Genomic DNA, 14216 nt, shown 5'->3' on the forward strand with positions numbered 1-14216 from the left:
TAAATAATACTGCGGAGAATTACAACGCGCGGAAGGCGATTTCAGTCGGGATAGACTCGCCCTGCCAGTACAGCTGAGCCGCAACGTTTGCCGCCAGCTGACGATAAATGTTCGAAAATTCGCTGTCTGGACGACATGCCATCGTCGGTTCACCGCGATCCAGATCTTCACGCAGTGAAATATGCAACGGCAACTGGCCCAACAGACGGATTTTGTATTTTTCCGCCAGCTTCTCAGCACCACCGGTGCCAAAGATCGGCTCATGGAAACCACAGTTACTGCATACGTGAATGCTCATGTTTTCCACCACACCCAGCACTGGCACATGGACTTTCTCGAACATCACGATGCCTTTCATGGCATCCAGTAAGGCAATATCTTGCGGAGTCGTCACCACCACGGCGCCTGTTACAGGAATGTTCTGCGCTAGCGTCAGCTGAATGTCGCCGGTACCCGGAGGCATATCCAAGACCAAATAATCCAAATCAGGCCACAGTGTATCCTGTAGCAACTGCAGCAACGCTTTGCTGGCCATAGGACCGCGCCAAACCATCGCATTATCGTCAGTGACCAAGTAGCCAATCGAGTTGGTCGCCAAGCCATGTGCCATAATAGGCGCCATGTGCTGACCATCTGGCGACGTTGGGCGCTCATTTGGCGTTCCCAGCATCATCGGGATCGATGGGCCATAGATATCCGCATCGAGAATACCGACTTTAGCGCCTTCGGCGGCGAGCGCCAGCGCCAAATTCACCGCGGTACTTGATTTGCCTACGCCACCTTTGCCTGAGCTCACAGCAATAATGTTACGCACACCTTTCACGCCAGCCTGATCGTTGGCACGTTTTAAGGTGGCGATATTATGCGCCAGACGCCATTCAATCGCCTTCGCTCCGCTCACGCGCAGCAGTTCAGCGCTTGTGGCATCTTTCAGCGCCGCAAAACCGCTTTGCCAGGCAAACGGCATCAGCAGTTCGATATGTAAGGTATTGTCCAGCAGAGCACAATGGTGCAACGCCTTGAGCGCACTCAGCGGGTGATTAAGGGTTGGATGGGTAAAGGCCGCGAGAATTTCGCCGACCTGCGTCCGCAGTGCTTCGGGAGTGGACGTTTCATGGGATTTATTGCTCATCCCGGCTCCTTGTGTCATTCATTTTTTATCTTAAGATGGTGCTGCGAAGCGTCTTTATCTTTGTTCGCTTACATAATTCACTTACACAGCCATTCTACTTATTTACACAGCAGTCATAAGCATACCAGAACTCCACCAGCTCCGCGTTAGACAACTTAAGATCCGCGCATTAAGAAAGAAAATCGCTTAACAAACACAGCAACCTAGCGGCAACGGATTCAATCAGGTAACATCTTCTGCACCGTTCCATTCTTTAAAGAGACAGCAAATCCACTATGGCTTCAGTCACCTCCCAAGCAAGCGCAAGAAAAATTTTAGTGACGTGCGCGCTTCCGTACGCCAACGGCTCAATTCACCTCGGCCACATGCTCGAGCACATTCAGGCAGACGTATGGGTTCGTTTTCAGCGAATGCGCGGCAACGAAGTGCACTTTATCTGCGCGGACGATGCCCACGGGACCCCAATTATGCTGAAAGCTCAGCAGTTGGGTATTGAGCCTGAGCAGATGATTGCTGCCGTGAGTCAGGAACATCAGAAAGACTTCTCCGACTTTAATATCAGCTACGACAACTATCACTCCACGCATAGTGAAGAAAACCGTGAACTGTCGAGCCTGATCTATGGTCGGCTGAAAGAAAACGGTTTTATTAAAAACCGCACGATTTCTCAGCTCTACGACCCAGAAAAAGGGATGTTCCTGCCAGACCGTTTTGTCAAAGGAACTTGCCCGAAATGTAAGTCACCCGATCAATACGGTGATAACTGCGAAGTGTGCGGCGCTACCTATAGCCCAACTGAACTGATTGAGCCTAAATCCGTTGTTTCTGGCGCTACGCCGATCATGCGTGAATCAGAACACTTCTTCTTCGACTTACCTTCATTTAGCGAAATGTTGCAGGCATGGACTCGTTCCGGCGCGTTGCAAGAACAGGTCGCGAACAAAATGCAGGAATGGTTCGAATCCGGTTTACAGCAGTGGGATATCACCCGTGATGCCCCATATTTCGGTTTTGAGATCCCAGATGCTCCGGGTAAATACTTTTATGTATGGCTGGATGCGCCAATTGGCTACATGGGGTCATTCAAAAACCTGTGCGAAAAACGCAGCGATTTAAGCTTTGACGAATTCTGGCGCAAAGACTCCTCTACCGAGCTGTATCACTTTATCGGTAAAGATATCGTCTATTTCCATAGTCTGTTCTGGCCAGCAATGCTGGAAGGCAGTAACTTCCGCAAGCCAAGCAATGTATTTGTCCACGGCTACGTTACCGTTAACGGCGCCAAGATGTCTAAGTCTCGCGGAACCTTCGTGCAGGCGCGCACCTATCTGGATCACTTAGACCCAGACTGCCTGCGCTACTACTACGCCGCGAAGCTTTCTTCACGCATTGACGATATTGACCTGAATTTGGAAGATTTTGTGCAGCGTGTGAATGCTGACATCGTGAACAAAGTGGTGAACCTAGCCTCTCGTAATGCGGGCTTCATCAATAAGCGCTTCGGCGGCAAACTGTCTGAGCATTTGGCCGATCCTGCGCTGTATCAGACCTTTGTGAATGCTGCGGATGAAATCGCTCAGGCATACGAAAACCGTGAATCAGGGAAAGCCATTCGTGAAATCATGGCATTAGCCGATCTGGCAAACCGCTATGTTGATGAACAAGCGCCGTGGGTCGTAGCGAAAGAAGAAGGCCGTGACGCTGATTTACAGGCTATCTGTTCAATGGGTATCAACCTGTTCCGCGTACTCATGACCTATCTGAAACCGGTTCTGCCTTCGCTGAGCGAGCGCACTGAAACCTTCCTGAATACAAAGTTAACTTGGGATGGTATTGCCCAACCGCTGCTCGGTCATCAGGTTAACGCGTTCAAAGCGCTGTTCAACCGTATCGAAATGGCAAAAGTTGAAGCGATGATCGAAGATGGTAAAGCCGCTGCGGCTGCTGCAGTTGCGGCGTCCAAACCAGTCACCGGTCCACTTGCCGATGAGCCCATTCAAGACACCATCACCTTTGACGATTTTGTCAAAGTTGACATGCGGATTGCTGAAATCAAAAGCGCTGAGTTTGTTGAAGGCTCCGATAAACTGCTGAAATTGATGCTGGATTTAGGCGGTGAAACCCGTCAGGTATTCTCCGGCATCCGCTCAGCGTATCCAGACCCTAGCGTACTGGTTGGCCGTTTAACCGTAATGGTAGCAAACTTGGCCCCACGCAAAATGCGCTTCGGCATGTCTGAAGGTATGGTGATGGCCGCAGGTCCTGGTGGTAAGGATATCTTCCTGCTCAGCCCTGACAGCGGTGCCCAGCCAGGCCATCAGGTGAAATAACGTCCTGATACGAAAAACCCGCCGATTGGCGGGTTTTTTTATACTCAACAAACGTGGAGTGCAACGTTAGAAAGTGTAATCCGCAGCAATAAAGTAGCGACGCCCTTCTTCGTTGTAGCTGTAATCATCGCGGTTCAGATCTTTATCCAGCACGTTCAAAACGCCGGCTCGCAGTTTCAGATCTTTCGTCATCTGATATGAACCACCGGTATTCCACAGCGTATACCCCCCCGAGGCTTTATCCGAGCTAGAAACCACGCGACGTTTGCCGGAGTAGTTGGCAGAAACGTAGAATGCCCAGTCTTCAATCGGTTTCCAGTCCAGCGTGCTGTTTGCAGTGTGGAACGGCTGCGTACTCAACGGGCGATCGTTGGTCAAGTCACGAGCATCGTTGTAGGTATAGTTCATGCTAATGCTGAGTTCATCGGTAAACGGTACCTTCAACTCGGTTTCAACACCTTTAATACGCGCTTTATCAACGTTGTAGTAGCTAAAGATCGGCTTACCATTCTTATCGAAGCCTACAAAGTTTGGATACGTCGGCGCGACAGCAACGTCTGAAGTACGATTAACGTTAATCATATCTTTAACGTTATTCTGGAACACGGTTACGCTGGCGTTCACACCGTCCAGCATCCCCTCATCACCGGCATAGTACAGACCCAGTTCAAAACTTTCTGACGTTTCAGGATCGAGATCTTTACTACCGACGATAGTACATGCGCCACGACATGAAGCAGACTGCCAGTCTGGGCTCAGCTCCAACAGCGAAGGTGCTTTAAACGCCGTTGCCCAGCCCCCTTTGACCGTGACCGTATCCGTTGCGCTGTAGACTAAATAGGCACGCGGGCTCCAGTGAACGCCATAATCTTCATGGTTATCCATACGAACACCGCCGGTAAAGGCCAGTGGTTCGAAGATACGCCACTCATCTTCAACAAACAGTGCATACTGATTGGCTGACGTTGAGCCACCGTTTTTTAGGTTGCCTGCATCGCTTAGCTTATCGTTACGATACTCTCCCCCTAAGGTGAAGAGCTGGTTAAAGTCACCCAGCGGCACGACAACTTTACCGTCGATGGCATTGTTTTTAGCCGTGATTCGATTTTCGTTGTAGTTATCAATTTTCTCGCCATAAGCGCGAATTTCAGTATTGGCCAGATCCCAGCGACCGTTGTGGCCAATGGAGTAGTTCTGCCGTTCTAAACGATTTTTATCCAGTGAGTCAGAATCACGATCCTGACGGTCAAAGCCATAACCAAAGGTCATGTCCTGATTGGCTTCTGGCGTCCAAGCAAACTCAACGTTAGCATCGCGCGTGGTGTAGCCTTCGATACGGCCTGATTCGCCGGTTTTACTCGTTGTGGACTTCTGCGCATCATCTTTTTCACGCTTGCCCAAATTACCAAAGACTTTAACGCCCAGCACATCTTCAATCAGCGGACCACTGGTGTAGAAACTGCCGTTATAGCTATCACCACGATCGCGATGTTCCTGAATGGTACTGTCAGCGCTTAGAGAGCCATGCCATTCTTTACCCACTTTACGGGTAATAATGTTGACTACGCCGCCCAAGGCATCAGAGCCATAAAGCGAAGACATCGGGCCACGAACAACTTCAATACGCTCAATAGCCTCGGCAGGAACCCAGCTTAGGTCGTAGTCGTTATGACGGAACACCGCTGTACGCGAGCTTACGCGTTTCCCATCAACTAAAATTAGGGTATAGCTGCTATCCAGACCACGAATACTCACGCCCTTACGGTTGTCGCCTTCGTTGGTCAATTGAACGCCAGGTACTTCCTGCAAAATATCCTTCAGATTTTGAATTGGCTTTTTCGCCAAATCTTCACGCGTGATCACGCTGATACTGGCTGGCGCATCCTTCAAGTTTTGTTCTGTTGCTGAAGCGGTTACAACCATGACGTCGTCCCCTTCGGCCGCCATCACTGGTGCTGCGATGAATAACGGTACGCAAAGCCCCCCGCGCAATAAGTTCGCTAACGGGTTAAGTTTTGCCTTAGCCATTTGGTCAATCTCCATGAGGTTTAATTTAAATAGTTATTAGAATGATTATTATTTAATGGATGTAGCGCTCTTATGGCGCCGTTCAGCCCACTTTTGGTACTTCAGTAAATTGATGAAATCTGTCGTTTAGCCGTGAACATAATGGCTAGCAGAGCTGATAATTGACTCAGCTAGCCTGTTCATGACCAAAGCTGTTTGCAGGGAAAGATCAGATGGTGGGTTCCGCGACCAATCCGTCGATCACAACCTGAGGCATTCCCTGCGAACAATGTTCGATGCGTCCACGGACGCCATAAACGCGTGCCAGACTTTCTGGCGTAATGACTTCAACGGGTTTACCGTCAGCAATCAGCTTTCCATTTTCAAGCATCAACACATGGTCACCATGGCGCAGCGCAATGTTGATATCGTGCACCACAACGACGGTAACAATATTGCGTCGCTGAGTTTCACGGCGCACCAAATCCATGACGTGGAATTGGTAGTTCAGATCGAGTGCGCTCAGCGGCTCATCAAGCAGCAACAGCGATGGCTGACGGATCAGCGATTGTGCCAGCCCCACTAACTGCTTCTGCCCACCCGATAGCTGATCTAAGTAACTCAGCGCCAAATGCGAAATACCGAGCTGCTCCAACAAACGCATGACTTCGCCTTCGTTGCCTTTATGACCCGTACCGCCCGAGGCGCGTTGAGCCACAATAATCGACTCCAGCACATGCAGGTGAACACCGGCCGGCAAAGACTGCGGCAGATAAACCACCTGCTTAGCTCGCTCGCTGAACGGCTGAGCCATCAAATCGTTGCCGTCGAGCAACAGCTTGCCTGTGGCTCGATTAAGTCCTGCCAGAGAACGCAGCAGCGTGGATTTCCCACAGCCATTGGGCCCCAACAGCACGGTAATCTTGCCGCGCGGCAGCGTGGAAACCGATAAGTCCTCGATCACTGCCCTACGTGGATAACCCGCATTGAAATGCGAAATCTCTAATCCCGAAATCATACATTCCCCCTATGACGCAAAATAATGCTCAGGAAGAACGGAACACCGACCAGTGATGTCACTATTCCCACAGGAATAATCACGCCCGGGATCAGGTTCTTAGAGGCAACCGATGCCATCGACAGCACCAGCGCACCAATCAGCGCACTTGCGGGCAAATAGAAACGATGGTCTTCACCAAAAATCAGGCGCGCAATATGCGGAGCCACTAAGCCGATAAAACCGATAGGTCCAACAAACGCCACTGCGAGAGCGGATAAAATACTGATACGCAGCAGCGTTCCTAGACGTAGGCGCTTCACATCAATACCAAAACTCACCGCACGGTCTTCACCTAATCGTAAAGCCGTTAGCTTCCATGAGCTCATCATCGAAATCGGCATCAAAATGGCAAAAGCCAGTAGCAAAATGCCCAGTTTTTCCCACGAAGCTCGAGCCAGACTGCCCATCGTCCAGAACACTAACCCTTGCAGCGTGTCTTCCGTTGCGATGAACTGCATCATTGAGACCAACGCATTAAAGGTAAACACCAACGCAATACCAAACAGCACAACGCCTGAGGTCGCTACTCTTGTCCAGCGCGTGATGCCATCTAGCATCAGTGCCGCAAACAGCGCGAAAATAAAGGCATTAGCAGAAATAAACCACTGGTCAGGAATGCCGGGAAAACCAATACCCAACACGATAGCCAGCGCGGCACCAAAGGCCGCAGCCGATGAAACACCCAGCGTAAACGGACTCGCCAGCGGGTTATTCAGGATGGTCTGCATTTCTGCACCGGCTAGCCCTAAAGCCAATCCCACGACGATTGCCATCAACGCATAGGGCAAACGAATATCCCAAACGATAACGCGGGTGCCCGCATCGGCCATTTCTGGCTGCCACAGCGTTTGCCATAGCGTACTGAGGGATAAGCCTGATGGCCCCATGGTGAAATCAAGGATCAGCGATGCCAAAATCGCTAACACAATCACGCCCATAATCACTAGGCGATGGCGCACAATGCGCTGGTAATGGCCTTTAACTGCGCTAGCGTCGTGACGTTTCACGGCGGTCATTGGCTCGGTGCTTGCACTCATGTTGTTACCTGTGAATGGTCATCCCTGCTGGCGGCGGCTGGCAGGGACAATTATCGATTACTGATTCGACGCTTTAGCATCAACCCAATAGGTGCCGCTTGGGTCAACAGCAAGGAACTGCTGGTACATGGAGTCCATGGTTTTCTTAGGATCTAATGAGGCAAACTTCTCAGGATAAATCCACTTAGCGAATGCCTGCACGGCCAGTACGTTATAAGGCGAGTTGTAGTAGCTGTGCCAAATAGCATGCGACTTGCCATCTTTAACCGCTTTCAGCGTACTGATGCCGGTTCGCTGCATCGCTAAATTCAAACTATCGCGCGCCTGTTGTTCGCTGACCTGCGCCCCGAGCTTAATACCCGGATCTTTGGCATTTGGCGCCTTAGCACCACTTGCGATGTAAACATCAGGATCGGCCGACAAAACTTTCTCCAGATTTATCTGGCCAAGCGCTCCCGGCAGCAAACCTTTCGCAATATTGTTACCACCGGCGAGATCGATAAAGTCACCCATATTGCCGTTACCCGCTGTACCGCAGCAGTCATCGCTGGTTGCGGCTTTCAGTTCGATAAAGACTTTAGGTTTTTGGCTATCAGGGATTTTGCTAGTGATATCAGTCACCAAGCGCACGTTGTCCTGGTAGAAGTTGATATAATTTTCAGCCTGCTGTTCGCGGTGTAGTACTTGACCTAACAAACGCATGCTTGGTAGCGTATTTTTCAGCGGAGAGGTACGGAAATCGACAAATACAACCGGTACACCCGCTTTTTCCAACTGCTTAACCAGTTGGCTATCGCGCCCCGGCCCATGACCCGAAAGGCCAAAGATGGCAACGTCAGGGTTAAGCGTCAGTACTTTTTCTGGGCTAACGCTGTCGGCAGTGGTATTGCCAATCAGCGGAATTTTGTCAATTTCAGGGAATTTTGCCTGATATACGGCGTAGGTTTGAGGGTCGAGTTTGCGGAAATCCCCCTGCCACCCGACAATACGGTCAAAAGGCTTTTGCCCTTCCAGCAATGAGACGGCATAGAATAAACGCCCTTCGCCGAGAAGAATTCGATCAACTTTAGCGGGAACTTCAACACTGCGTCCGGCAATATCCGTGACCGTTGCAGCCCATGAACTCATGCTGCCTAGCAGCGTCGCCGCAGCGAGTAATTGAATACCCCAGCGCGATTTTCTTCCTTTAACGGTGTCTTTCACCTTCACCACTCCTGCTCTTCAATTCCATAAGTGCACAAAATGGTAAAGCAAATGATAATACTTATCAATGTGATTTGTTTATTTTATTAATCAACTTCACATCATAACTCTCTAATAAATGATGGAATTTTAATTCACAAAAAAATTATTGCTGATTCATCAATCATATCCTATGAGGTTAGACGGCATTAAGATCAAAAAAGGCGGCCTTAAAGGCCGCCTTTTTCTGTCAATAAATGACTAACTAGTCATCAATCTTAGTGACAGGGAACTCCATCTCGCTATAGGAAACAAAGTGAGTCCCCTTCGCCAATTTGTAGCCAAACCAGATGATCAAGAACAACGGCAGTCCAATATAGGTTGCCGTTACACCGTACCAGTCGATACGGTCATCCAGAAACGCTTCATAGTTCTGACCTAAAGTAATAATCAGGCACAAAATGAAAGCAAAAATCGGTCCGACAGGGAAGAAACCTGACAGGTATGGTAACGCATTCAGATCTAAACCTTTCTTCACATAGCCACGACGGAAGCGATAATGACTAATCGCAATCCCCAACCATGCAATGAAACCTGTCATCCCCGACGTATTCAGCAGCCACAGATAAACTTCTTGGTTACCGAACATCGACGTTAAGAAGCACAGCCCCGCCACCACCGTCGTTGCATACAGCGCGTTACGCGGTACACCACCAGCAGAAAGTTTAGCAAAAATGCGTGGCGCTTTGCCCTCAGAAGCCAAGGTAAACAACATACGCGTAGAAGCATACATACCTGAGTTACCCGCAGACAGCACCGCCGTCAAGATAACCGCGTTCATCACCGCTGCCGCTGACAGTAAGCCCGCATTCTGGAATACCAACGTGAACGGACTCACGGAGATATCTTTAACGTCGTTACGCAGCAGGTTTGGATCGGTATAAGGAATGATCAGGCTAATGATCAGAATCGCCAATACATAGAACAGCAGGATACGCCAGAACACCTGACGAATCGCCATTGGAATGTTTTTGCCCGGATCTTTAGATTCGCCTGCCGCGATACCAATCAGCTCAGTACCTTGGAAAGAGAAACCGACAATCATCGCCACGCCAATCATCGACGCGAAACCACCGGCAAACGGTGCATCACCGATAGTCCAGTTATGGAATCCTGCGTGTTCGCCACCTTTCAGAATCCCCACAATCATCGCAACACCGACGATGATGAAAATGATGACCGTGGTCACTTTGATCAAGGAGAACCAATATTCTGCTTCGCCAAAGCCTTTAACAGAAATATAGTTTAGCAAGAACATCAGGCCGAGGAACAGCGCACTCCAAATCCAGCCCGGCGTGTCGGGAAACCAATACCCCATCACAAGCTGCGCGGCAACCAAGTCCACTGCGATAGTCACAGCCCAGTTGTACCAATAGTTCCAGCCCAGAGCAAAGCCGAAGCCCTCTTCTACGTAGCGAGAACCATAGGTAGAGAATGAACCGGATACCGGCATAAACGCCGCTAGCTCACCCAAACTGGTCATTAAGAAATACACCATCAAACCGATGATGATATAGGAAAGCAGTGCGCCGCCTGGGCCTGCTTGAGAAACGGTAGCACCTGATGCAACAAATAGCCCAGTACCGATAGAACCGCCGATAGCAATCATCGACAGATGCCGCGCTTTTAACTCCCGGCGCAGCGCCGGTGCTCGCCCCGTGGAGGAGGTCTTAGTGTTTGTCTGAGCCATTAGAACCCTATATCTGCTCTATAATTATTAAAGAGGACGAATTGTAACAAATCCGGCCCCTGCATAAAGTAACAATCTGATCTTATTAGAGAGCTTCATGATTGCCTGTGGATTATTAGCGTCAGCTGTTAATCCACTGTTAAGTGTAGCGACTATTTGTTTATCTGCTATCACCCACACCAAAAGATGAATTGTGCCGTTTGGCCCATTCCTAGCGTTAATCGCAATAGTTAAGAAAACGCTCAAGAGCCTTGGAAATATGCTTTTGACGATGATGGATGAGATAAAGCGCGCGATTTAAACGCGGCAATGGCACAGGAACTTCCACTAATACGCCCGTCTGCAGCTGCTCTTCGATGACTCGGCGCGATAAACAACTAATACCAATGCCATAGCGAACCGCGTGCTTGATAGCTTCAGAATTCCCCAACTCCATCACCAAATCGAAGTGCGGCAAATGTGACAACAAAATATGTTCGACCACTTCACGGGTACCTGAACCGCTTTCACGCAGGATCCACGGTGCCTGTGCCAGCGACTCCAACGTAATCGGCATCTGCAATAGCGGATGATCGGGAGCCGCAAAAACCACCAACTCGTCCTGTTGCCAAGTATGCGTCAGCAAATCAGGCATATGACAAGGGCCTTCAATCAATCCCAAATCGACGCGAAAATCAGCAACCGCATTAATCACATCTCTGCTGTTACCCACGTTCAACTCTAAAGGCGCGACAGGAAAATCACGGCGATAGTTCGCAATCATTTTTGGCAGAATATAATTGCCGATAGTGCTACTCGCGGCGATACGTAAAGCGCCCGCTTCGCTTTGAAACAGATGTTCAATCTCTCCGGCCTGCTCTAACAACGCCATCGCTTTAGGATAAAGAAGACGTCCGTGCTCATTAACGACCAAGCGCTTCCCTACGCGATCGAATAAGCGCACTGAAAGCTGGGTTTCTAAATCAGATAATGCTGCACTCACCGCCGATTGGGATAAGGACAACACATGTGAAGCCTGAGTGGTGGAACCGCTCTTCAACACTTCAGTAAACACTTCCAGCTGGCGCAGAGTAATATGCATAAAAGAGATCCGAAAAAGTCACAGTATATTTATAAGAGATATGCTCTAAATCAGCCCAAATCTCATGAGATAAGCTCAGTAGCAGGTTTAGGAGGATGAGAGATGCTGGGAAGTATAACGCGAATATCCCTATTTATAGCAGGCTTAACGTAAATATAGATAAAACGCCGATAACCACAAAACTAAAGTATTGAGTGAATCATTATCATGTTCTTTCGGAAGATAAGAAGAACTCACACGGCTATTCATTTTACCCGCGTGACTCCCCGTGATTATTTGTGCAGAAAACAACCACGGAGAGCATTCTTTTAACCGCGTTTAACGGACGACCAATACCGATGTTTTGGCATGGCGAACCACGCGCGCCGCGTTAGAGCCAATCAGATAGGTAGACATGGTTGGGCGACGCGATCCCACCACGATTAAATCCGCTCCACACACTTCTGCCTCTTTCAAAATTTCATCGTAAATCGAGCCCCAGGTCACCACGACAGAAACCTGATCGGCAGACAAATCCAGCGCTGAAGCTAACGCCTCTAACTCTTTCTGAACCTTATTAGTTGCATCATCTTGAATTTTAATCAGTTGCTGTGGATGCTCCCCCATATAATAGGTAGGAATCGAAGGACGCACGTTCATAAGCCGAATTTTCGCCTGCGACATTTTGGCTAAATAGGCAGCATGGTTAAGCGCGCCTTCGGTTAGCTTTGGTTCTTCAATATCGATAGGAACAAGAATCATTTTGTACGCATAATCCATTTATCTTCTCCTTCAGCAATGGCTTTATTTTATTTCTCATCTCTGTAATAGCATATTTAACCGATTGATTGATTTTCCAGCGCTAAAAGTGTGATGCCCAACAAACCATAAAATAAACCCGATAATTTTTAGGCCAGTCATCAGACAATCTCCATAATAAATACTTTATTTCTTCATTTTTCCATCACATTTAATGCGATCAACTATATTCAATAAAATCAACTTGTTATAAATATATCCATTTAAGATAAAACCTATACCTAGGCATTCTTTGCCGACTTAATCTGCAACGGTAATAATCACTCTGGTAGGCGTTAAAAAATGAAAATCATGCTAAAAATAGCAGCATTATTATTAATTTCATCATCATTAAGCGGATGTATTGTTGCAGACCATCGCGGCCATCATGCTCCTCCTCCACATTACGATTGGCACCAAGGCAGCAATGCACCTCATTATGGTGGACACTCTCACGGACACGCTGGCAATGGCGGGAACCACCACCGCTAGTGCTCATGGCTGACGGCGAAATTCTTCTCTGTCAGTCAGGGTAAACACCGCCACTTACCACTTATACCGTTAGGTTATAAATATATAATCAATTTCATTTTTAAGCCCTGCACCACTACTCTTACCACATCAGAAATAGGGTTATAGGTAAGAGGTCTATGCACGCAAACAGTGCTTTCGAACATAAAAACTCTCCCCGCTATCTCCATGCTCTGGGCAATTTGCTTCCAGGGCTACTGCTTGCTGGTGCTATCACTGCGGTTGCTATGTGGGCTGGCAATATTCCGTGGGTTGAAAACCTCGGTTTCGGCGCACTCACGCTGGCAATTATTTTCGGTATTATTTTAGGTAATACCCTCTATCCAAGCATTGAAGGAGCCTGCGCCGTTGGCGTACACCTCTCCAAGCAAAAACTCCTGCGTCTGGGGATAATCCTGTACGGATTCCGACTGACCTTCCAGCAAATCGCTGACGTGGGTATGACGGGGATCGTTACCGATGCCATTACGCTGACATCCACTTTCCTGCTCGCCATGTGGGTGGGGCGAAAAGTATTTGGTATGGACAGCCAAACCGTAATGTTGATTGGCGCAGGTAGCAGCATTTGTGGCGCTGCTGCCGTGATGGCCACTGAACCGGTGGTCAAAGCCGATGCCAGTAAAGTCGCCGTAGCGGTTTCTACCGTCGTCATTTTCGGCACCATCGCCATCTTTTTCTACCCATGGTTATACCAACTTAACGAGCATTACCAGTGGCTGCAAACCACTCAGGAAGGCTTTGGTATCTACATTGGTTCAACGATCCATGAGGTGGCACAGGTCGTCGCCGCTGGCCGTGCGATCAGCGATGAAGCGGGTAACGCTGCCGTTATCACCAAAATGATCCGCGTGATGATGCTGGCACCGTTCTTGGTCATTTTGTCGAGCTTTATTGCCCGCAGCATGCCAAGTAACAAACAAAATGCAACTAAGCAAAAATCTGCCATCACGATTCCATGGTTTGCGGTGCTGTTTATCGTCGTCGCTGGATTTAACTCTTTCGACTTACTTCCTGCTGCGCTGGTACACCAGTTGATCACACTGGACACCATCCTACTCGCCATGGCGATGGCTGCTTTAGGATTAACGACACACATCAGCGCCATCCGTCAGGCGGGAATTAAACCTATATTGCTGGCCAGTATTTTATTCGTGTGGCTGGTTGTCGGTGGTGCGCTGATTAATCATTTTGTGGGGATGTGGATGTGACTACTTTGTAATATTCCGCCCTTCTGCCGTTTATGAAACAGCTGTGTAATATTTCGTTCGCCGGCCAGCAAATGCGTTTCCATGAACCCGCTGGCGAAGGCGACCGATGAGAGCCCCGTTG

Annotated in this window: 10 protein-coding genes; 2 read left to right on the top strand and 8 right to left on the bottom strand. The window is 49.0% G+C overall.

The genetic code is table 11. From position 1 onward, the window contains the following. Positions 1-19: 19 nt before the first annotated feature. A complete protein-coding gene (gene apbC, locus HMPREF3091_RS09950; protein ID WP_035502219.1) occupies positions 20-1132 on the bottom strand; it encodes an iron-sulfur cluster carrier protein ApbC in 1113 nt (370 codons plus the stop codon). A 275-nt stretch (positions 1133-1407) separates the two neighbouring features. On the opposite strand from apbC, the gene metG reads away from it, so the two are divergent. Then, on the top strand, positions 1408-3462 hold the full coding sequence (gene metG / locus HMPREF3091_RS09955; RefSeq protein WP_070715610.1) for a methionine--tRNA ligase: 2055 nt from the start codon (positions 1408-1410) through the stop codon (positions 3460-3462). Between the two features lie 66 nt (positions 3463-3528). Here the strand turns inward: metG and cirA are convergent, their stop codons facing one another. The 7 genes from cirA to HMPREF3091_RS09990 all read right to left on the bottom strand — a co-directional run bounded on the left by cirA (position 3529) and on the right by HMPREF3091_RS09990 (position 12338). After that, a complete protein-coding gene (gene cirA, locus HMPREF3091_RS09960; RefSeq protein WP_035502224.1) occupies positions 3529-5490 on the bottom strand; it encodes a catecholate siderophore receptor CirA in 1962 nt (653 codons plus the stop codon). A 208-nt stretch (positions 5491-5698) separates the two neighbouring features. Continuing rightward, positions 5699-6487: an ABC transporter ATP-binding protein gene (locus HMPREF3091_RS09965; protein WP_004089620.1), complete on the bottom strand. Its 789-nt coding sequence runs from the start codon at positions 6485-6487 to the stop codon at positions 5699-5701. After that, a complete protein-coding gene (locus HMPREF3091_RS09970; RefSeq protein ID WP_004089621.1) occupies positions 6484-7566 on the bottom strand; it encodes a FecCD family ABC transporter permease in 1083 nt (360 codons plus the stop codon). The genes HMPREF3091_RS09965 and HMPREF3091_RS09970 overlap by 4 nt, the downstream gene beginning before the upstream one ends. Positions 7567-7623: 57 nt before the next feature. Further along, positions 7624-8769 carry an ABC transporter substrate-binding protein gene (locus HMPREF3091_RS09975; RefSeq protein ID WP_305793960.1) on the bottom strand — a complete coding sequence of 382 codons (1146 nt, stop codon included), beginning with the start codon at positions 8767-8769 and terminating at the stop codon, positions 7624-7626. A 244-nt stretch (positions 8770-9013) separates the two neighbouring features. Beyond that, positions 9014-10498 (bottom strand): amino acid permease, encoded by a 1485-nt coding sequence (locus HMPREF3091_RS09980; protein ID WP_004089623.1) that lies wholly within the window; start codon positions 10496-10498, stop codon positions 9014-9016. Positions 10499-10715: 217 nt separating this feature from the next. After that, positions 10716-11579 (bottom strand): DNA-binding transcriptional regulator YeiE, encoded by an 864-nt coding sequence (yieE, locus tag HMPREF3091_RS09985; RefSeq protein ID WP_070715617.1) that lies wholly within the window; start codon positions 11577-11579, stop codon positions 10716-10718. Between the two features lie 318 nt (positions 11580-11897). Continuing rightward, entirely contained in the window at positions 11898-12338 is a 441-nt protein-coding gene (locus HMPREF3091_RS09990) for a universal stress protein (RefSeq protein ID WP_004089625.1), read from the bottom strand. Positions 12339-13006: 668 nt separating this feature from the next. Between HMPREF3091_RS09990 and HMPREF3091_RS09995 the strand changes: the two genes are divergently transcribed. Then, positions 13007-14095 (top strand): YeiH family protein, encoded by a 1089-nt coding sequence (locus HMPREF3091_RS09995; protein WP_070715620.1) that lies wholly within the window; start codon positions 13007-13009, stop codon positions 14093-14095. The last annotated feature ends 121 nt before the right edge of the window (positions 14096-14216 follow it).

Source organism: Hafnia sp. HMSC23F03, assembly GCF_001816025.1.
GTDB classification, from domain to species: domain Bacteria; phylum Pseudomonadota; class Gammaproteobacteria; order Enterobacterales; family Enterobacteriaceae; genus Hafnia; species Hafnia paralvei.

What these genes read in the sequence shown, in the direction of transcription:
- cirA (WP_035502224.1), bottom strand. Translation starts at nt 5,490, where the DNA reads ATGGCTAAGGCAAAACTTAACCCGTTAGCGAACTTATTGCGCGGGGGG.
- HMPREF3091_RS09995 (WP_070715620.1), top strand. Translation starts at nt 13,007, where the DNA reads ATGCACGCAAACAGTGCTTTCGAACATAAAAACTCTCCCCGCTATCTC.
- HMPREF3091_RS09990 (WP_004089625.1), bottom strand. Translation starts at nt 12,338, where the DNA reads ATGGATTATGCGTACAAAATGATTCTTGTTCCTATCGATATTGAAGAA.
- HMPREF3091_RS09970 (WP_004089621.1), bottom strand. Translation starts at nt 7,566, where the DNA reads ATGAGTGCAAGCACCGAGCCAATGACCGCCGTGAAACGTCACGACGCT.
- metG (WP_070715610.1), top strand. Translation starts at nt 1,408, where the DNA reads ATGGCTTCAGTCACCTCCCAAGCAAGCGCAAGAAAAATTTTAGTGACG.
- HMPREF3091_RS09980 (WP_004089623.1), bottom strand. Translation starts at nt 10,498, where the DNA reads ATGGCTCAGACAAACACTAAGACCTCCTCCACGGGGCGAGCACCGGCG.
- apbC (WP_035502219.1), bottom strand. Translation starts at nt 1,132, where the DNA reads ATGAGCAATAAATCCCATGAAACGTCCACTCCCGAAGCACTGCGGACG.
- HMPREF3091_RS09965 (WP_004089620.1), bottom strand. Translation starts at nt 6,487, where the DNA reads ATGATTTCGGGATTAGAGATTTCGCATTTCAATGCGGGTTATCCACGT.
- yieE (WP_070715617.1), bottom strand. Translation starts at nt 11,579, where the DNA reads ATGCATATTACTCTGCGCCAGCTGGAAGTGTTTACTGAAGTGTTGAAG.